Origin of the sequence: Lysobacter sp. OAE881, assembly GCF_040546665.1 — a bacterium.
Taxonomy (GTDB): Bacteria; Pseudomonadota; Gammaproteobacteria; order Xanthomonadales; family Xanthomonadaceae; genus Lysobacter_J; species Lysobacter_J soli.
Map to the genome: position 1 here is coordinate 2912276 of NZ_JBEPOG010000001.1, position 19381 is coordinate 2931656.

Below are 19381 nucleotides of genomic sequence, written 5' to 3' on the forward strand. Positions count from 1 at the left end.
GTCACTTAACGCGGCTGACGTACTCGCCCGAGCGCGTGTCGACCTTGATGATTTCTTCCTGGCCGACGAACAGCGGCACGCGGACCACGGCGCCGGTTTCCAGCGTCGCCGGCTTGCCGCCGCCGCCCGAGGTGTCGCCACGGACGCCCGGATCGGTCTCGGTGATCTTCAGCTCGACGAAGTTCGGCGGCTGCACGGCGATCGGCGTGCCGTTCCACAGCGTCACGACGCACTCTTCCTCGCCCTTCAGCCACTTCTCGGCGCCGCCCATGCCGGCCTTGTCGGCCTGCACCTGCTCGAACGACTCCTGGTTCATGAAGTGCCAGTACTCGCCGTCCGAATAGAGGTACTGCATGTCGGTGTCGACGACGTCGGCCTGTTCGACGTTGTCGGTGGCCTTCATGGTCATTTCGACCACGCGGCCGGACTTGATGCTGCGGTACTTCACGCGCGTGAAGGCCTGGCCCTTGCCCGGCTTGACGTACTCGGTTTCGGTGATGATGCACGGGTCGTTGTTGACCAGGATCTTCTGTCCGGTCTTGACGTCGTTCATGCCCAGGCTGGCCATGAGTGGAACTCCTGCGTAGGTGAATAGGTGTCGCCCCCGCCCGGACGTGGGCGGGAGGCTAGAATGTCGGGCTGTTGTGCCCGGCCGATGGCCGCGGCGCAAGGAAAACCGGTCCGCCATGATACCTGCTGCCCCCGCCCCTCTTCACCCCGCCCCCTCCCACGCCGCCTCGCCGCGCTGGCAGCAGCTGTGGCGCGACGCCGTGCGCGACCCGCGCGAACTGCTGGCGATGCTGGGACTGGACGCCGATGGGCTGGGCATGTCGGACGAGGCGGCGGCGCAGTTCCCGCTGCGCGTGCCGCACGGGTTCGTCGCGCGCATGCGCCACGGCGATCCGCACGACCCCCTGCTGCGCCAGGTGCTGCCGCTCGATGCCGAGATGCGCCCGATGCCCGGCTTCACGCTGGACGCCGTCGGCGATGGCGCGGCCAAGGCCGGCCACGGCGTGATCCGGAAATACCGCGGCCGCGCGCTGCTCATCGCCACCGGCTCGTGCGCCATCCACTGCCGCTACTGCTTCCGCCGCCACTTCCCCTATGCGGAAGAAACCGCCGCCGCCGCGGGCTGGCGCGAGGCGGTGGCCGCGATCGGCGCCGATGCCTCGATCGACGAAGTCATCCTCTCCGGTGGCGACCCGTGGTCGCTCGCCACGCCCAAGCTGACCGAACTGACCGACGCGCTGGCGGCGATCCCGCATCTGAAGCGCCTGCGCGTGCACACGCGCCTGCCGGTCGTGCTGCCCGAACGCGTCGACGATGCACTCGTTGCCTGGCTCGCCTCCCTGCCCTGGCCGGTCACCATCGTGCTGCACGCCAACCACGCCAACGAATTCGACGCCCACGTCGACGCGGCGCTCGCCCGCCTTCGCGGCGCCGGCGCGATGCTGCTCAACCAGGCCGTGCTGCTGCGCGGGGTCAACGATTCGGTCGATGCCCTGGCTGCGTTGAGCGAGCGCGGGCATGCCGCGGGCGTGCTGCCCTACTACCTGCACCAGCTCGACCGCGTGCAGGGCGCGGCGCATTTCGAAGTTCCCGACGACACCGCGCTACGCCTGCACCGCGATCTGGCCGCCCGCGTGTCCGGCTACCTGGTGCCCAGGCTCGTGCGCGAAATCGCCGGCGATACCGGCAAGCGTCCGCTCTGACGACGCGTCCCGGGGCGCCGCGTCGCCCGAGTTAACAGCGCCTGCGCGACGCCGGTCTCAAGTTCGAGGCGTCCGGGTCGCTAAATCGTCATATCCCCCAGTTCCAACTTGCGTGAATGGACTGAACGCTCCCGTTCATGTCATAACTTGCGTTCGGGGAGGTGACGCAATGCAATTCGGTAAAGACACGGCGCTGCGCCTGCTGATCGTCGACGACAGCGTCGAGGCAGCCGAGGCCATCGTCAGCGGCCTGCGCAACAGCGGTATCGCCGTGCGCCCGTCGCGACCGGAAAACGAGAACGAACTGGCCTCGCTCATCGCGAGCCAGACGCCGGACCTGGTGCTCGCCGCGCGCGAGGCCACGCTCGTCCCGATCACCAAGGTCATGCAGGCGGTCGACGCCAGCGGCAAGGACCTGCCGGTGCTGATGCTGCTGGACACCGTGGACGACTCCCGCCTGATGGAGATGATCACGCTCGGTGCGCGCGGCATCCTGCTTCGCCGCAGTGGCGAGCACGTCAACGTGCGGGTCCGCCAGGAGTGGGCCGACCTCGAGGCACGCCGTTCGCAGCGCCGCCTGGAAGCGCAGATCCGCGAGACCGAACGCCGCTGCGACGCGCTCATCGACTCCTCGCGCGAGCCCATCGCCTACATCCACGAAGGCATGCACATCCGCGCCAATCCCGCGTACCTGGAGATCTTCGGCTTCGAGTCGTTCGAAGACATCGAAGGCATGTCGCTGCTGGACCTGATCGCCCCGTCCAAGGTCGAAGGTTTCAAGCAGCTGCTCAAGCAGATCAGCAAGGGCGAAGCGCCGCCCCGCCACGAAACCGAAGCGCGCGCGCTCGACGGCAGCGGCTTCCCGGCGGTGATGGAATTCACGCCCGCGACGTACGAAGGCGAACACTGCCTGCAGGTGATCCTGCGCCGGCAGGAGGTCGACCCCGAACTCGCACGCGAAGTCGAGGAGCTGCGCCAGCGCGACCAGGTCACCGGCCTGTTCAACCGCGCGACGTTCCTGCGCTCGCTGGAAGACACCGTCGCCGACGCAGCGCAGAACGCATCGCACCACGGCCTGCTGCTGATCGAACCGGACCACTTCAACCGCCTGCTGCAGGACATCGGCCTGGACGCAGCCGACGCGCTCGTCTCCGCGATGGCAGATCGCCTGCGCACGGCGCTCGGGGCCGACCATATCGCGGCGCGATTCGGCGAGCACCAGTTCGCCGTACTCGTGCCCAATGCCGACCACCGCAGGGTCACCGGCCTCGCCGAGACGCTGCGTGTCGCCTTCGCCGACCACGTGCTGGAAACTGCGGATCGCTCGGTCAGCACTACCGTCAGCATCGGCGGCGTGCTCATCGGCGAGAAGATCGCCAGCATCACCGCGGTCCTCGGCAAGGCGAGCCAATGCCTGCAGTCGGCCAGCGGGGTGGGCGGAAACCGTACCGAGCTGTTCGACCCCGGCGCGGCCGATCGCGCCGAGGAAGAGCGCGTGGAAGCGTGGGTGCAACGCATCCGCGAAGCGCTCGACGCCGACCGTTTCGTCATGGAGTACCAGCCGCTCATCGCCATGCACGGCGAGCCGCTGGAGATGTACGAGGCCTACCTGCGCCTGCAGGGCGAACACGGCGAACTCGTGCCGCCGCTGGCCTTCCTGCAGATCGCCGAGGAACACGGCCTGCTTTGGGAAATCGACCGATGGGTGGTCGGCAAGGCGATCTCTGTGATCGGCGAGCGTTCGCGCGCCGGCCGCCCGACGACGGTGCTGGTGAAGATCACGCAGGCCTCCCTGCAGGACAACACGCTGGCGCAGTTCATCCAGGAGAAGCTCGCCAAGCACGGTGCCGACGGCAACCTGCTGGTCCTCCAGTTGCCCGAATCGAAGGTGTTCACGCACCTGCGCGCGGCGCAGGAATTCCAGGCGCAGGTGGCGCAGTACGGCGTGCGCGTGGGCCTGGAGCAGTTCGGCGTGGGTCTGAACTCGTTCCAGCTGCTGACGCACTTCAACGCCGCCCTGCTCAAGATCGACCGCAGCTTCATGGAAGACCTGGGCAGCAACCCGGCCCACCAGGCGCGGCTCAAGGAAATCGCCGAAAAGGCGCGCGAACAGGGCAAGACCACCATCGCCGAGTTCGTGCAGGACGCGGCCAGCATGAGCGCGCTGTTCGGCGCCGGCATCGACTACGCGCAGGGCAACTTCCTCGCGCCGCCGGGGCCGGCGATGGATTACGAGTTCTGATCCATCTGCAACGTCTCGCAGTAAAAAGCCCGCCGTCCGGCGGGCTTTTTCGTTTCATCGACCCGGCAGTTTCGCGATCAGCTCACGACCGTTCCGCGCACCTGCTCCATCGGCGCGTTCTGCAGCGCGAGGATGCGTTCTTCCAGCGGCGGATGGGTCAGGAACAGGCGGCGCAGGCCGTGGCCCACCGCGCCGCTGATGCCGAACGCCTGCACCGTCTTGGGCAGCGTGCTTTCGCCATAGGTCATCGACAGGCGCTGCAGCGCGGCGATCATCTTGTCGCGTCCGGCCAGGCGCGCACCGCCGGCATCGGCACGGAACTCGCGATGACGCGAGAACCACATCGCGATGATGCTGGCGAACAGGCCGAAGATCATGTCCAGCACGAATACGATGGCGAAGTAGCCCAGGCCCGGGCCGCCTTCGCGATTGCCGCTGAGATAGCTGTCGATGACGCGGCCGACGACGCGCGCCAGCACGATCACGAACGTGTTCAGCACGCCCTGGATCAGCGCCATCGTCACCATGTCGCCGTTGGCGACGTGGCTGACCTCATGCCCGAGCACGGCCTCGGCTTCGTCGCGGTTCATCGCGCGCAGCAGGCCGGTGGAGACGGCGACCAGCGAGTTGTTGCGGCTCGGGCCGGTGGCGAAGGCGTTGATCTCCGGCGCGTCGTAGATGGCGACTTCCGGCATCTTGATGCCCGCCGCTTCGGCCTGGCGACGCACGGTGTTGACCAGCCACTGCTCGGATTCGTTGCGCGGCTGTTCGATCACGTGCGCGCCGGTGGAGCGCTTGGCCATCCACTTGGAGATCATCAGCGAGAACAGCGAACCGCCGAAGCCGAACACCGTCGCCATCACCAGCAGGCCGGAGAACTGCTGCGGATTCACGCCGAGCACCGACATGACGATGCTGAGCAGGATCAGGACCGCGAAGTTGGTCGCCAGGAAGAGGAATACACGCTTGAACATGATGGGAACCTTTTGCGCCCCACGGGCGCGACATGCAGGAAAAATGTGGCACGCTGCCGTTGAATTCAAGTGAAATCCGCAACCAGCCCTTTGCCTGACGAGCTCTTGTGATCGCGCCTATCGCACCATCGGGCTACCGCGGCCGTTTCGCGCCCTCTCCAACCGGCGATCTCCATTTCGGCTCCCTGCTCGCCGCCTTCGGCAGCTGGCTGCTGGCGCGCCACGCCGGCGGCCGCTGGCTGGTGCGCGTGGAGGATCTTGATCCGCCGCGCGAAGTCGCCGGCGCCGCTCGTCGGCAGCTCGATACGCTGCGTGCATTCGGGCTCGAATCCGACGAGGAAATCGTCTGGCAGAGCCGGCGTTCAACGCGGTACGAGGCCGCGCTCGAGAGGCTGCTTCAGGACGGTCGCGCCTTTTACTGCCATTGCAGCCGCACCGACCTTGCCACCGTGGCAGGGGTGCATCGCGCGTGCGTCGCGAGTCGGCTCCGTCCGGATCCCGCGGTTCGCCTGCGCGTGGACGATGGCAGCGTGGTGGCGTTCGACGACGCGATCGCCGGCCGCATCGAACAGGACGTGGCGCGCGAGGTCGGGGATTTCGTGCTCCGTCGCGCCGACGGCTTCTGGGCGTACCAGCTCGCGGTCGTGGTCGACGACGCCGACCAGGGCATCACCGACGTCGTCCGCGGTGCCGACCTGCTGGATTCCACGCCGCGCCAGATCCTGCTCCAGCGCGCGCTCGGCCTGCCGACGCCGCGTTACACGCACCTGCCGCTGGTGCTGGGGCCGGACGGGCGCAAGCTGTCCAAATCCGATGCAGCGCAGCCGGTGGATGCGGCCGAGCCGGTGGCCACGCTGCGCGCGGCATGGGCGCGCCTCGGGCAGGCGCCGGATGCGCTGGCCGACGCGCGCGACGTGGCCGACCTGCTCGCGCGCGCCGTGGCGTCGTTCAACCCCACGCGCATTCCGCGGCACGACGCCGGACCGCACGAAATGTAATGAGCGGCCCGCACGATGGCCGCAGCCTTGCCTCTAGAATCGATCCAGGCCGCGCGCCGTGCGGGCCTGCCCAGGAGATCCCACATGCAGTCTCGCGTCGCCCTCGTCACCGGCGGTACCGGCGGTATCGGCAGTTCGATCGTCCAGCGCCTCGCGGCCATGGGCCATCGCGTCGCGACCAACTACCGCGACGAAGGACGGGCGCTGGCCTGGCAGTCGAAGATGCGCGAGCGCGGCGTCGACGTGGTGCTGGCGCGGGGCGATGTTTCATCGCCTGAGGAAGCACAGTCGCTGGTGGCCGACATCGAGCGCGACCTCGGTCCGATCGAGGTGCTGGTCAACAACGCCGGCATCACGCGCGACTCCACCTTCCACCGCATGACGCCCATGCAGTGGAACGAGGTGATCGGCACCAACCTCAATTCCTGCTTCAACGTGACCCGCCCCGTCATCGAGGGCATGCGCGAGCGCAAGTGGGGCCGCATCGTGCAGATCAGCTCGATCAACGGCCTGAAGGGCCAGTACGGACAGGCGAATTACGCAGCGGCAAAGGCCGGCATGCACGGTTTCACGATTTCGCTGGCACGCGAGAACGCCCGCTTCGGCATCACGGTCAACACCGTCTCGCCGGGCTACGTCGCCACGGACATGGTGATGGCGGTACCGGAGGACGTCCGGGCCAAGATCGTGGCGGAAATCCCGACCGGCCGCCTGGGCTCGCCGGACGAAATCGCGTACGCGGTGTCATTTCTGGTCGCCGAGGAAGCGGCGTGGATCACCGGCTCGAACCTCGACATCAACGGCGGCCACCACATGGGCTGGTGACGGCGCGAGCGCGGCGACGACGCTCTAGTCCGCGCCGACGGATACCCGTTTCAGCCGGCGTTACCGGTCGTGACGGCGCCGTCCCCATTCACCGCACCGACGCCCGGCAACCGTGCCCGGCGGCAGTTGCAAGCCCCGCCGCGCTGCGCCATGCTGCGAAGCATCACGATTTAGAGCCGAAGCTCCATGGCCTCGATGCGCGTCATCAAGAAGTATCCGAACCGACGGCTCTACGACACCGAGATTTCGAGTTACATCACCATCGAGGACGTGCGACAGCTCATCGTCGACGGCGAGGAATTCGAGGTGCGCGACGCCCGCAGCGGCGAAGACCTCACCCGCCAGGTGCTGCTGCAGATCATCGCCGAGCACGAACAGGACGGCGAACCGGTCCTGTCGACCCAGCTGCTGAGCCAGATCATCCGCTTCTATGGCGACTCGCTACAGGGCTTCATGGGCAGCTACCTGGAGCGGTCGATGCAGGTCTTCCTCGACCAGCAGCAGCAGTTCCGCAACCAGATGGGCGGCATCCTCGGCCAGACGCCGTGGGCGCTGATGAACCAGCTCACCGAGCGCAACCTGCAGATGTGGAACGAGTTCCAGCGCAACCTGTCCGGCAACGTCGGCCAGAGCACCACCCCGCCGCCGAACAAGGCGAAGGGTGGAGAGCAGAAGCGCTAGCTCCCTTCGCGATTCGGGGTTCGCGATTCGGGGTTCGGGGTTCGGGGTTCGGGGTTCGGGGTTCGGGGTTCAGGATTCGGGGTTCAGGATTCGGGGTTCAGGATTCGGGGAAGCCTGCCCGAAGCCGTCATCCCGGCGAAAGCCAGGACCCAGGCCCTCAGCCTGACCGCCGCAGCCACTCCGGCTTCATTTGACGCCCGCCACCTTGAATGCGCGGGCGCTCAAGGCATCTTCCTTCCAGCTCCCCCAGCCGAATCCCGGCTCTCGCACGGATGGCGGGCAAACCGGAAGGCGAACCGGTTCGAACCGCCTGCCCTCACCGCGCCGCCGTAGCCGCCTTCGCCCCGGCCCCGCAGAACTGCGCGCGGAACTGCTCCGCCTGCGGCATCAACGACTGCAGCACCTGGATGCGATTGGCCGGATCCGGATGCGTCGACGCGAACTCCGGCGGGCGCTCGCCGCCGCCCAGCTCCGACATGCGCTCCCATAGCGGGATCGCCGCATGCGGGTCGTAGCACGCGGCCGCGGCGAGCATCAGTCCGACCTTGTCCGCCTGCGTCTCGTGGTTGCGGCCGTACGGCAGGATGAAGCCGTACTGCGCCCCGGCACCCAGCGCGGCCATCACGGCCTGCTGCTGTTGCGGGTCCATGCCGCCGATGGCCATGCCGGCGGCCATCTGCCCCATCTGCACCAGCTTCTGCTGCGCCATGCGCTGGCTGCCGTGTCGCAGCAGCGCGTGCGCGATTTCGTGCCCCATCACGACGGCCATCGCGTCGGCATTCTGGGCGATCGGGATCAGCCCGGTGTACACCGCCATCTTTCCGCCGGGCAGGCAGAACGCGTTTGCCTGGTCGGACTGGATCACTGCGACGTCCCACTGGAACTGCTGGTGGTCCGTCGGCGTCTGCTGCTGGTTCTGCGCGGCGAGGGTCGCGGTCACTTCGGGCACGCGTTGGATCAGCCGCTCGGCGATCTGCCGGATCTGCACGCTCGCCTGCGAGTCAGGCGGCAGCAGCGCGCCCTGGGCATTCGCATCGCCCAGCACCTGCTGGAACGCCTGCGCCCCCAGTTGCACTTCCTCGTCGGCGGTCGTGCCGTAGTGGGCCTTCTCGCCCGTGTACGGGTCCACGCGGGCATTGCCGAACCACTGCCACGCCGCGTATCCGGCGAACAGGATCAGGATCCACCAGCGGATCCCGCCGAAGCCGCGCCGGGGCCGGCCCTGCTGCCGCGCACCGCCGAAGGGGTCTGTCCTCATCCGCATCTCCTGATTCAATCGCTGGCCAGTGTGTCGTCGCCGCGCAACCGGATCGATGATCAGATGTCGCGCACCACCCGGAACCCTATCCGCGCGGTCGTGTTGTTGGCGTCACTGCCCTGTCGCCAGGCCGAACGCAGTTCTTCCGGCGCGCTGGCCCACGAGGCGCCCCGTACCACCCTCGAACGGCAACCGGGATTGATCCAGGCCTCGCCGCCTCGCGGCGCGCGGCGGAACGTGTCGTGCCAGCAGTCGGCGACCCATTCGCTGACGTTGCCGGCCATGTCGTGCAGCCCCCAGGCGTTCGCGCGGTAGGTTGCCACGGACGCCGGGCCCCAGTTGCCGTCGCCATAACCGGGGAACGCATTGCGCCAGCGGCGGCCACTCGGCGAGACGTCCAGCGCGCCGGTGAAGTTGCCCGCCCGCGGCGGCGGCGCACCGTCGCCCCAGGGGAAGCGGCCACGATTGCCGGCGCGCAGCGCGTATTCGAACTCGGCCTCGCTGGGGAGCCGGTAGCGCTGGCCCGTCTGCGCCGAGAGCCACTCCGCATACGCCATCGCGTCCTTCGCGCTGACGTGGATCACCGGCATGTCGTCGCTCGCGGGGCGGCCGGTGTAATCCGACTGCCAGTCGACGTTGCCCCGGCGTACGAGGTTGCCGCTGCGCTCGTCGTAGGCGGTCGAATAACCCCGGCGGCTGGCGCGCGCGCGATGTTTGGTGGCCTGCATGAAGCGGCGGAACTCGCCGACCGTGATCTCCGTCCGCGACATCGCGAAGCCGCGGTCGAAGCGGATGTTGCGCGCGGGGCGTTCGGATTCCTGGCCCTCGTTTTCCTCCGAGCCCATGCGGAACGCGCCATGGGGAACGACCACCATCTGCGGCCCGCGAACGGCGCCCTGCATGGCGTCGGTGAACACCTGCCCTGGACGGAAGAGGCCGTAATGCGTGGCCAGGTCGATGCGCTCGCGAAGCTCGCGCGTGGCCGGATCGCCTGCCGGCGCGATGCGCAGCATCACGGCGAGGTGGCGCCGCGCCTCGTCGATGCCGCCCTGTCGCGTGAGCGCTGAAAGTCCCGCATCGCGCAGCGCGTTGATGCGGACGATGCGCTGCATCGCCAGGCGCGCGCGCGCGTCCTCCACGCTCGTTGCGGGTGGGCGCACTTTCGCGGCGATGTCGAGTTCACGCGCGGCGCCGACGTAGTCGTCGCGACCCGACGCCTGCTCGGCGCGGCGGATCAACGCGCTCTCCACCGCGGCGATGCCCTGGTTGGCGCGCATGTCGCCAGGGCGCAACTCCAGCGCTTCGCGGAAATGCGTAAGCGCCTGGTCGGGCTCGCCGGCGACGCCGAGCCGGCCCGCATTTAGCGCGTCCTCGCCCAGGCGGTTGGCTTCCTGTGCTTCGTCGGCACGATCGAGCCGGGCGAGGAAGTCGACGATATCGACGTTGCCCGGCGCGACGGCGCGCGCGACAGCGGCGATCTCGTGGGCGCGCCGCAGCGATAGCGGATCGCGATCGAGCTGCTTCAGCGCGTCGTCGCCGTTGGCGACCAGGCGCTTGAGCGAGCGGTCGAAACCCGCGTTGGCGGCCGCGTCTTCGGGATCGAACTGGCGCAGCGCGTAATAGAGCGGAATGGCGTCCTCCGCCGTTCCGAACAGGCGCCCGCGCGACAGCGCCTGCGCGGCTTTTTCCTTGAGTTCGGCGACATTTTCGTCGGTGATCTGCACAGCCGGTACGCGCCACGGCGGCACGGGCGAAACCGCCTGGTCGGCGCTGATGGTGACGATGGGCGTGTGCGCCGCGGCGGCATCGCCCTTCGGCGAGGACGCATCGCGTGAGCATGCTGCCGCCACTGCCATCGCGGCGATGCAGGCGGCCAAAAGCACTGCGCGCAAACGTCCTCCTCGCCTCCGGGGCAGATCGTGCTGGTGAGCAATGGGGCCCGGCCTTCACGGCCCGCGATGCCGGGAGCCCCGAAAGTAGGCTATTGTCGCCCGCCCCGGCAACCGCCGACCACTCGCCATGCATCGCTGACATGCCCGTCGCCTGGATCACCGACCCCGCCGCATTGCGGGCCCGCTTCGCATCGAAGCCCGCGCGCATCGGCCTGGACACCGAATTCATCCGCGAACGCACCTACTGGCCGCAACTGGCGCTGGTGCAGATCGCGATCGGCGATGCGGACGGCGAACCGGACATCCTGCTGATCGATCCGCTCGTGCCCGGCATGTTGGAGGCGTTGACGCCGATCCTCGCCGACGAGTCGATCGTCAAAGTCATGCACAGCCCGAGCGAAGATCTCGTCGCCTTCAAGCACGCCTGCAAGGTCGTGCCCAAACCGCTGTTCGACACGCAGCTTGCGGCAGCGCTGGCGGGCATCGGCGGCGGCCTGGGTTACCAGAAGCTGGTCGAACAGCTCACCGGTATCGCGCTTGCAAAAGGCGAGACGCGTTCGGACTGGCTGCGTCGTCCGCTCTCGCCGTCGCAACTGGAATATGCGGCCGACGACGTGCGCCACCTGTTCGAAATGCACGACCAGCTCGACCGCAAACTCGGCGAGCTCGATCGTCGCGAATGGCTGGCCGAAGACGCCGCGCGCACCGTGCAGAACGCCGAGAACGAAGCGCCCGAGCGCTGGCCGCACGCGACGATGCGCAGCGCGCAGTTCCTCGATCGGCCCGCGCAGCTGCGCCTGTTGCGGCTGCTGCGCTGGCGCGACGTTTACGCGCGCGACAACGATCGCCCGCGCAGCTGGATCCTCGACAACGAACTGGCCGTCACGCTCGCGCGTACGCCGCCGATCGATCGCGCCGGGCTGCAGCGCACGCTCGATGCGATTCCGAAATCGCCGCGCCGCCTCGCCGACGCGCTCTGGTCGGCGCTGACCACACCGCTGCCCGACGAGGAAGACGCGCCCGACGCCGTGCAGTCCGAGCAGCGTGACAAGCAGCGCCTTCGGAAGCTGCAGGACGCCGTCGCCGCGCGCAGTGCCGAGCTGGGCCTGCCTGACGGCGTGCTCGCCTCGCGTCGCTGGCTGGAAGTGCTGATGGACCAGGGCGAGTGGCCCCGAAGCGCTCGCCGGCTGGCGACGCCGCGCGCTCGAGCCGGGACTGGCCCCGCTGCTGCAGGCGTCCTGACGGCTACGGCGCTGCTTTGGGCTGAGCAATCGGCGGCCCATGCAGCCGATCGCCGACTTCGAGGCCCGTTGCCGGATCAGGGGCTAGCGTGCCGCCGCCTCGCCCGCTAGAATTTGCCCTTCGTGGGGCGGTAGCTCAGCTGGGAGAGCGTCGCGTTCGCAATGCGAAGGTCGGGAGTTCGATCCTCCTCCGCTCCACCACTTACACCAGCCTTGAAAGCCTCGGAAAGCCTGCCTTTCCGGGGCTTTCTAGCGTTTGAAGCCATTGATTCCCTAGCCTTAACTGACTTCCTTGCACCTTGAATCGGATTCCGCTGGGCCGTTTCGGTAGCTGGGCGGTAGGGTCTGGTATCTCCTCCGATCCACAAAATTCTGTGCGCATTGGGCAAATTTGGGCCCAAGTCTTCAGGGCCTTGGCGGCATAGTTCCGAGGCAGAGCAAGATCAGGTCAGGCGAGTCGATTGCGGCGCGAATAGGGGAAAGATGACTCCCCCTGGGAGCGAGTCACCGGGGCCTAGAGGAGGTTCCGATAAGGCCCGCCGGAGAGGAAAAGGGACCGAGGATGGACAAGCCAAGGCGCAACGCTCCTGCCCTCGCGGCAGTCACAAGCATTGCAATGGCACCACGGAATACCTCAAAGGAATCAGCGCGGTACGCTGTACGCGCAGCTACGCACCGGCGGTCACACTTGGCCACTCACTTCGCCATGGTCATCAGCCCGCACGGTTAGAATGCGTGCATGGATGGATCCGGGGATCTCATGCGAATCAAGGGACTTGTCAGAGCGTGTACGGCAACGCTGGCCGCGCTGGGCACCATCGGTCTTATCTTGCTCGCGATGCCTTCAGTGGCAACGGCAACCTGCCCGCTCGCCGCGACACAGGCGCACGTCGTGCCGCCAAGCACGCCTGCCGCACCAGAGGATCGCACCTGCCTGGTCGATGTACGCGCGATCGGGACCGGTCGTGCGCTCTATGACGTGCGATCTCGCGCCGATTACTTGGCCTTTCACCTCGCCGGCGCGCAGCATGCGACGGTAGCCGAGCTCTCGCGCCTGCTGCGCGATCGGCCGGAGAACGTCGTGCTCTACGACGGCGGCAAGTTCCGGTCCGACACGTTCCTGCTCTGCAAGCGCCTGCGTGACGAGGGGCTGCGGAACTTCAAGATCATCGATGGCGGCATTGCCGCTTGGGCGCAGGCGCAGGCGCGTCCCGAACGCGTGGCATTGAGCCGACTGTCCGATGCCGACATCGCAGCGGCACTGTCGGACCGGGCAAGCCTCGCGGTGCCGCTGGACAATGGCTTCGCGCCGGTGCTCGCCGAACATCGCATTCGCATGGCGGCGAAGGGAGCGACGGGGCGCAGGATACTCGTCGCCACTGCCTCAACACCGACCGCGCGCCTAGAATCGTCGATGGACGGCAAAGGCAGCCCAACGCTGGTCTGGACCGGCGACCCAGACCGGCTCGTCGCGCTGATCCATGCGCATTTGCGGCAGGACCAGAAGCGCGTCGCCGGTCCCGTGCAGTCAACCGCCTGTAGCGCCCTGTGAGGGCGGCTGCCCGGGCGCGCGACGTTCGGGCGGAACCGGGCTTGCCCTGAACACCCAGTCGGCGTAGCGCTTGGCGTTGTCGAAATCGGCATCCTCGGGATCGAACCCGGCGACCTTCAGTGGTGCACGTTCGGAAAGCGAATGCACGCCGACGATGACACCCTGCTCCACGACCAGGCCCCACTCGGGCTTGCCCGTCATCGGATCGACATAAACCTTGCGCAGGTGCCGCTGCATGCGCCCCATGCGCCCGTCGAGCAGCAGATCCTCCAGCGTGCGCGGATACGTGCGCGGCATCGCTGCGTCGCGATAGTGGACGATCGCGCGGCGGAATTCGTTGCCGATGCGCAACAGTTCGGCTTCGTTTGAACGCACGCGCTCGTAGTGTTGCAGGCTGCCCAGCGCCAGCGCGGATATCGCCAACACGGCGAGCAGGAACAGCAGGAACAGGTACGCGAAACCAGCGTGGCGGCGCATCGTCACAGGTCCGCGTAGGGCACGCCGCCGGGCGTCATTCCCTGCGCGCCGCTGCGGACATCGACGACGCCTTCCACTTCGCCATCCGGATCGCTCATCAATATCCAGGACTGCGCGGTTTCGCTGACCGGGTCGACGGGCACCGACTTCAGATATTTCGCTTCCACCAGCGCCTGCAGCGACTCCGGGTACGTGCCCCTGTCCTCGAAGTGGCGATCCAGGCTGGTTCGCAACACGCGCAGGTTTTCCTTCAATGCGGTCAGCCGGGCCGTCTGCACCGTCGCCTGGTAGCGCGGCAGAGCGATGGTGACTAGCGCGGCGATGATCGCCATCACCACAAGCAATTCGATCAGGCTGAAGCCACGGGGACGCGACATCGCTACCACTCCCGGTAGGCCACGCCGTTGAGCGCTACTGCCTCGGAGCGGCTGTAGACGTCGAACACGTCGTCGCCCTCGGCCGGATCGTCCGGCGGGCTTTCATAGCTGCGCAAGCCCCAGGTTTCCTCGGGAGGCACTTCGCTTCGAGTATCGAAGGGGTCGCGTGGCAGCCGGCGCATGAAGTACAAGCGGTGACGGTCGGGCGAGCTGATGTCGTCGACGCCTTCCACCAAGGCCCTCAGATCGGGCGGATATCCGCTGGCGCCGCTGGCGACCTCGATGCGGCCCTGTTCAGCGGCCTTCTTGTAGCGGTCGATCGCGCCGCGGATCTGCGCGAGTGCCGAACGCAGTTCGGCTTCCTTGTGGCGCTGCGTCGCCATGCGCGTCGCCGGCACCGCGATGAGCAGCAGCACCGCCATGATGGCCAGCGAGGCCATCAGCTCGACGAAGCTGAAACCCGCGATGCGCGAACGGTTCATCGGACCTTGATGGCGATGGCAGCCGTGCGCGCCGGCCCGACCTGTTCTGGCGACGGCGTCGCCGACAACACGCGTACGTCGGTGCGATCCGTCGGCGCCAGCGCCTTGAAGTTGATCTGCAGCAGAGTGCCCTGCCCCGAGACCGCCGTTCCCTGACGGGTTGCGGTGGCAATGATCTTCCCATCGGACAGGTTCACCTGCTGGGTCAGCGTGCTCTGACCACCGCCCTGTGACATGAACATGCCTTCCTCGATGCCCACTACTTGCAGCACCTTCGGATCGAAACCAACCAGCACCGGGATCTGCTCGATCGCCTTCAGTGCGCTGATGTTGAGGACGGCCGAGAACTGTTCGCCCGCACGCACTTCACCCGGCACGGACCAGTCCAGAAGCACGTTGGACGACGGTGGCAACGGTGCAGCCTGCGCCGGCGGCGCCGAGGGCAACGCCGTTGGCACGGCGGCATCGGGCTGCACCGGCTTGATGGCGGAGGGTGCGATTCCGGCAGGTGCGGCGCCTGTCGCTGTGTCGCCGGGCGCGCCAGCGGGTTGGCCCTCGCCGGCCGACGTCGGCGCCGCCACGTTGCGGCCGCGCAGGTTCGTCGCCGTGCCGCTCTCGAACTCCATCTCGTCCAGGCCTGCATGGCGAACGCCGCGTACCAGGCGCGGACGGATCGACAACACGATCTCCGTGTTTTGCGAGTCGTTCTTCTGTGTACCGAAGATGCGGTTGAGGATCGGGAATCGCGAAATTCCCGGCCAGCCGTTGGCGACCGTGCGATCTTCCCGGTTGATCAGGCCCGCGAGGATCTGCATTTCGCCGTCCTTCAAACGCAGCACCGTCTGTGCGTTGCGGGTACCGATCTGGTACGACAGCGTGCCGGACTTGGTGACGATCTCACGCACGAGGTTGCTGACCTCCAGGCCGACCTTGATCGAGACCTCGTCGCCAGCGTACACCGCCGGCTCGACTTCGAGCTTCAGGCCGACGTCGACATAGTTGACCGTTTCCGACACGAAGCCGGTCGACGTAGAGGTCGAGGTGATCACTGGCACCTTGTCGCCGATCAGGATGCTGGCCTTCTCACGGCTTTTCACGCGGATCTTCGGATTGGCCAGGATTTTCGCGTCCGAGCGCTCGTCGTGCAGCTTCACTGTCGCATTGGGCACGGTGGCGAAGATCGAATCGGAATTGAGGTTGCGTAGCTGGCTGATCGGCAGCGCGGTGTTGGTCTGGCCCGGGCCGACGACCGAAAAGCCAATCTCGTCGGGCAGGCTGATACCCATGTCGAGCAGCGAGGAGCGCTTCATCTCCAGCACTTCGACGTCGAGCACGACTTCCGGCTCACCGATGTCCTGCAGCGCGACGAGCCGTTCGGCCAGCCGGATGGCGTCGGGGCTGTCGCGCATCACCAGCATGTTGAGCTTTTCGTCGACGACGAGGTTCTCGCTCTTGAGGATCGTCTTAAGCGTGTCGGCCACCGTCTTGGCCTGCGCATTGGCCAGGTAGAACGTGCGGATGTTGAGCTGGCGGTAATCGCTGATCTTCTGCGGCGTGCGCGGGAAGACCATCACCGAGTTGTTGTTGAGTGGCCGGGTTTCCAGGTTGGTGGAAAGGCCGATCATGCGGATCGCCTCGTCCAGCGGCGTCTTGCGCAGAAACACCGTCACCTTCAGGTCCGGGCGGATGTCCTGGTCGTAGACGAAGTTGATGCCGGAGGCGTTGGAGAGCACCTCGAACGCCGTCTTGACCGGCACGTCGCGGAACTCGAGCGTGACCGGCTTGCGGAACTGTTCGGACAGCGTGTCCTCGCTCGCTTTCTTCTTGGCTACAGCGCCACGGATGCGATCCAGGCTGTTCTGCGCGCGCAGGTTATCCGGCGCTTCGGCCAGCACGTCGCGCACCCGTTCCTCGGCCTCATCCAGTTCGCCGGCGGCGATCATCTCGTCGATGCGGATCAGTTCCTCGTTGTGGCGACGCATCGCGGCCAGTCTGCGGAGCCATTCCTGCGCCGCGTTGTTGCCCGATTCGATCTGCAAGGCTGTCTGGTACGCGCCTTCGGCTCGCGAGAGGTCGCCCTGCTGCCGAGCGCGTTCAGCGTCACGGAACAACGTCTCCAGCGCTTGGCGCTTCTTGAACATGTACTGCTGCCGGTACCGCACGTTGTCGGGACTCGCGAGGGCGGCCGCTTCATACTGCGCGACGGCTTCGACGTAATCGCCGTCCTTGAACAGGCGGTCGGCCTTGCGGAACTGCCCCGCCGCGCCGCAGCCGGCCAGCAGCACGGCAGCCGCCAGCAGCGACACTACCTTAGGACGAAGCGCGTGACGTGTGTGCATCCTTACCTCGATCATTCCATTAGCGCCGGATCGCTCACGGCATAGCGCCGCGACTCTCCCGTCGGCAGATAGGTGAAGCTGGCGAAGCCGCCGCCGATCTCGTCGAAGCGGTACTGCTCCTCGACAATCTCCGTCTGCCGCAGCGTGTAGCTGGTGCCGTTCCATTCCACGAACACGAACGGCACCGCGCCGGATTGCATCCAGCCCAGCACCTTCAGGTCCGCCGACGGGGCCTCTATCGGCGGCGCCGGTGCGGGCGGCGCGATCGCTGGCGCGGTTGGCACCATCGCGTCGGCGGCGAATAGCGCGACGGGGAACGCTTCGCTGCCGCGCTGGCGCAGCGAGGGAAGCTCGCCTTCAGGTGCGCGTTCGGCGCGCGCGTTCGACTTGTTCGCGTGCACGCGCACTGGTGCGGCCACCGTCGTGTCGGCCGGCGATTCGCCGCCGAATAGCACAAGCGCCGCCAGGACGGCGATCAGCGAGTACGCGATGGCCCGGAAATGACGCCTCACGGCGCGGCCCCGCCTTCGCTCGTCGGCGCGACAAGCGCCGCGGCGACCTGCAGTTCGGCCGTCACCATCGGGTCGCCGGGCTGCTCGCGTTCCAGGTGCAGCTTGGCGATATAGAGCGAGCGATCCGCCCCCTGCAACGCAGCCAAGGCCTTCGCGACCTCGCCCCACGGTGCTTTCAGCGTGAATACGGCGGTCTGCCGGACAAAGCCGGCGTCGTCCACGTTCTCGAACTTGAAGCGGATCTGCTGCGGCGCAAGGCCCGCGGCGGACAGCGCGTCGAGGATGCGGCGATTGATGTCGAACCGTTCCGAGATTTCGGGCAACGGCAAGGTATCGCTGGTCTGCCGCGCGGCGGACGGGCGCGGCGCCGCGCGCAGTTCCTGCAATCGCGCTTCAAGCGCGCGTCCGGCCTGGTATGACCGCCAAGTGCCTAGCGCCAGCGACAAGGCCAGCGCGAAGGCAACCAGAACGCCCGCAACGCTCAGCACGAACACTGCTCCATGGCGCAGGTAGCCGCGGTTGAGCGTCCACACGAGACGGCGCGGATCTACTCGGCCCATTGCGCGCTCACTTCGAAATGGACGCCATCGCTCTTGCGTTCCAGCAGTAGCAGGCGGACGTCATGCAGGCCACGTCCGCGTGCCTGCAGTCCTTTGGCGTAATCGTTCGCCATGGCGGGATCGCTCGCGCGTCCGGTGACGCGGACCGCCGCCGTTGTCGCGTCCACGTCGACGCCCAGCAGGCGCACCTGCCCTTCGGCGGGTACGATGTTTTCCAGAAGGTTCAGCCAGTCTCGGTTGAGCAGCGCGATCTGCGCGCGCAGTTGGCGCAGTTCGCTCGCGCTGCGTTTGCTTCCAGCAGCTTCGCGAAGCACCGGTCTTGCCAGCTGTCGCGTCATCGCACTCGCCAGCAGGCGTTCGTGTTGCGCCAGGCGTCGCTGAATGTCGGCATTCCGCCAAGCCAGCACGCCGATCGCAATGGCGATGCACGCGAGCACCACGACGCCGGGCAGCCCGGGCAACGCGCGGGACATCCGCCATTCGATACGGGGAAGCCGGCTCATGCGCATGCCGCCACCAGTGCGCGTCCCGGCGTGGCCAGCGCATCGCCTTCGAGCGCGAGCAGGCGTCCTGCGAACGCCTCCGGCGCCGGGCTCGAGCCAAGCCAGTGCAGCGCGCCGTCGTCGGCGAACGCGAAGCGCTTGCGCGACAGCCACAGGCCGACATCGCCGAGGCCCGCGCCGCACGAAGCAAGCGCTTCCACCTGCACCAGGCTACCGCTTTCGAGCGTGATGCCGGTGATGCCGTCGTCCTCGGCGTAGGCCAGCAGCGCCCCGGGTAGTGCTTCGAGCGCACGCCCGTGGCGCCGCAGCACGGGCACGACGCTGGCGACCGTGGACACGATCGTTCCGCCGGAGGCTTCCAGTGCCGTACGCACCATATCCACAAGCGAACGCGGATACGCGACGGCAGGCACGGGTTGACCGTACGCTGGCCAGTCGATTTCAACGCGATGACTGGCGTCGGTCACACCTTGGCTTTCGAACATCGCCAGCACCGATGCGCGGATCGAAGGTCCGGTGAAGCAATCGGCCACCCACGGCGCGACGAGGAAGCGGCACAGGCGCGCCGACAACACGATGCGCACGGGGCCGATTGCGCCAGAATGCGCCGACAACGCTTGCGCGATCCGTGTCCATTCGGCCCCGCCGGACGCGTTGGGGTCGTATTCGCCGCCAATGGGGTCGTGCGTGTCGCCGGGTCTTGCGGCGGCCCAGGTCGCGCTCGCGACGTAGAGATTGAGAAGAGGCCTGCGCACG

General features: G+C 67.4%; 18 protein-coding genes, 1 tRNA gene and 1 pseudogene. 8 read left to right on the top strand and 12 right to left on the bottom strand.

What is annotated here, in order from left to right:
• Window position 1: 1 nt before the first annotated feature.
• Window positions 2-568 carry an elongation factor P gene (gene efp / locus ABIE51_RS13500; protein WP_115844530.1) on the bottom strand — a complete coding sequence of 189 codons (567 nt, stop codon included), beginning with the start codon at window positions 566-568 and terminating at the stop codon, window positions 2-4.
• Between the two features lie 118 nt (window positions 569-686).
• Here efp and epmB point away from each other — a divergent pair, with 118 nt between their 5' ends.
• On the top strand, window positions 687-1712 hold the full coding sequence (epmB, locus tag ABIE51_RS13505) for an EF-P beta-lysylation protein EpmB (RefSeq protein ID WP_192631121.1): 1026 nt from the start codon (window positions 687-689) through the stop codon (window positions 1710-1712).
• A gap of 169 nt (window positions 1713-1881) precedes the next feature.
• Window positions 1882-3954 (top strand): EAL domain-containing response regulator, encoded by a 2073-nt coding sequence (locus ABIE51_RS13510; RefSeq protein WP_157030624.1) that lies wholly within the window; start codon window positions 1882-1884, stop codon window positions 3952-3954.
• 77 nt (window positions 3955-4031) lie between these two features.
• On the opposite strand, the gene htpX is transcribed toward ABIE51_RS13510, so the two are convergent.
• Window positions 4032-4928 (bottom strand): protease HtpX, encoded by an 897-nt coding sequence (gene htpX / locus ABIE51_RS13515; RefSeq protein WP_192631122.1) that lies wholly within the window; start codon window positions 4926-4928, stop codon window positions 4032-4034.
• A gap of 119 nt (window positions 4929-5047) precedes the next feature.
• Between htpX and gluQRS the strand changes: the two genes are divergently transcribed.
• The 3 genes from gluQRS (at window position 5048) to phaR (ending at window position 7432) form a co-directional block, all read left to right on the top strand.
• Entirely contained in the window at window positions 5048-5926 is an 879-nt protein-coding gene (gluQRS, locus tag ABIE51_RS13520) for a tRNA glutamyl-Q(34) synthetase GluQRS (RefSeq protein ID WP_192631705.1), read from the top strand.
• A gap of 84 nt (window positions 5927-6010) precedes the next feature.
• Entirely contained in the window at window positions 6011-6751 is a 741-nt protein-coding gene (gene phbB / locus ABIE51_RS13525) for an acetoacetyl-CoA reductase (RefSeq protein WP_115844518.1), read from the top strand.
• Between the two features lie 186 nt (window positions 6752-6937).
• Complete coding sequence (phaR, locus tag ABIE51_RS13530; RefSeq protein WP_115844515.1) at window positions 6938-7432, top strand: polyhydroxyalkanoate synthesis repressor PhaR; 495 nt, start codon at window positions 6938-6940, stop codon at window positions 7430-7432.
• Window positions 7433-7748: 316 nt separating this feature from the next.
• Here phaR and ABIE51_RS13535 read toward each other — a convergent pair whose 3' ends face one another.
• Window positions 7749-8690: a M48 family metallopeptidase gene (locus ABIE51_RS13535; protein WP_115844512.1), complete on the bottom strand. Its 942-nt coding sequence runs from the start codon at window positions 8688-8690 to the stop codon at window positions 7749-7751.
• 59 nt (window positions 8691-8749) lie between these two features.
• Entirely contained in the window at window positions 8750-10546 is a 1797-nt protein-coding gene (locus ABIE51_RS13540) for a formylglycine-generating enzyme family protein (protein ID WP_192631706.1), read from the bottom strand.
• A gap of 176 nt (window positions 10547-10722) precedes the next feature.
• Here ABIE51_RS13540 and rnd point away from each other — a divergent pair.
• The 3 genes and pseudogenes from rnd to ABIE51_RS13555 all read left to right on the top strand — a co-directional run bounded on the left by rnd (window position 10723) and on the right by ABIE51_RS13555 (window position 13375).
• A pseudogene (gene rnd / locus ABIE51_RS13545) lies at window positions 10723-11824 on the top strand (ribonuclease D).
• A 124-nt stretch (window positions 11825-11948) separates the two neighbouring features.
• Window positions 11949-12024 (top strand) — tRNA-Ala (locus tag ABIE51_RS13550).
• Between the two features lie 559 nt (window positions 12025-12583).
• Window positions 12584-13375 (top strand): rhodanese-like domain-containing protein, encoded by a 792-nt coding sequence (locus ABIE51_RS13555; protein ID WP_192631124.1) that lies wholly within the window; start codon window positions 12584-12586, stop codon window positions 13373-13375.
• On the opposite strand, the gene ABIE51_RS13560 is transcribed toward ABIE51_RS13555, so the two are convergent.
• The 8 genes from ABIE51_RS13560 to ABIE51_RS13595 are packed head-to-tail and all read right to left on the bottom strand — an operon-like array spanning window position 13352 to window position 19380.
• Window positions 13352-13852 carry a type II secretion system protein gene (locus tag ABIE51_RS13560; protein WP_192631125.1) on the bottom strand — a complete coding sequence of 167 codons (501 nt, stop codon included), beginning with the start codon at window positions 13850-13852 and terminating at the stop codon, window positions 13352-13354. The two genes, ABIE51_RS13555 and ABIE51_RS13560, sit on opposite strands and share 24 nt — an antisense overlap.
• Window positions 13853-13854: 2 nt before the next feature.
• Window positions 13855-14229, bottom strand: a complete 375-nt coding sequence (locus ABIE51_RS13565) for a type II secretion system protein (RefSeq protein ID WP_192631126.1) — start codon at window positions 14227-14229, stop codon at window positions 13855-13857.
• Between the two features lie 2 nt (window positions 14230-14231).
• Entirely contained in the window at window positions 14232-14711 is a 480-nt protein-coding gene (locus ABIE51_RS13570; protein WP_192631127.1) for a type II secretion system protein, read from the bottom strand.
• Window positions 14708-17050 carry a secretin GspD/PilQ domain-containing protein gene (locus tag ABIE51_RS13575; protein WP_192631128.1) on the bottom strand — a complete coding sequence of 781 codons (2343 nt, stop codon included), beginning with the start codon at window positions 17048-17050 and terminating at the stop codon, window positions 14708-14710. The genes ABIE51_RS13570 and ABIE51_RS13575 overlap by 4 nt, the downstream gene beginning before the upstream one ends.
• Before the next feature lie 11 nt (window positions 17051-17061).
• Window positions 17062-17562: a hypothetical protein gene (locus tag ABIE51_RS13580; protein ID WP_192631129.1), complete on the bottom strand. Its 501-nt coding sequence runs from the start codon at window positions 17560-17562 to the stop codon at window positions 17062-17064.
• Window positions 17559-18056, bottom strand: a complete 498-nt coding sequence (locus ABIE51_RS13585) for a hypothetical protein (RefSeq protein WP_192631130.1) — start codon at window positions 18054-18056, stop codon at window positions 17559-17561. The genes ABIE51_RS13580 and ABIE51_RS13585 overlap by 4 nt, the downstream gene beginning before the upstream one ends.
• A 53-nt stretch (window positions 18057-18109) precedes the next feature.
• Window positions 18110-18595, bottom strand: coding sequence for a hypothetical protein (locus ABIE51_RS13590; protein WP_192631131.1), 486 nt, complete (start codon window positions 18593-18595; stop codon window positions 18110-18112).
• 26 nt (window positions 18596-18621) lie between these two features.
• Window positions 18622-19380 carry a hypothetical protein gene (locus tag ABIE51_RS13595; RefSeq protein WP_192631132.1) on the bottom strand — a complete coding sequence of 253 codons (759 nt, stop codon included), beginning with the start codon at window positions 19378-19380 and terminating at the stop codon, window positions 18622-18624.
• Window position 19381: the final 1 nt, after the last annotated feature.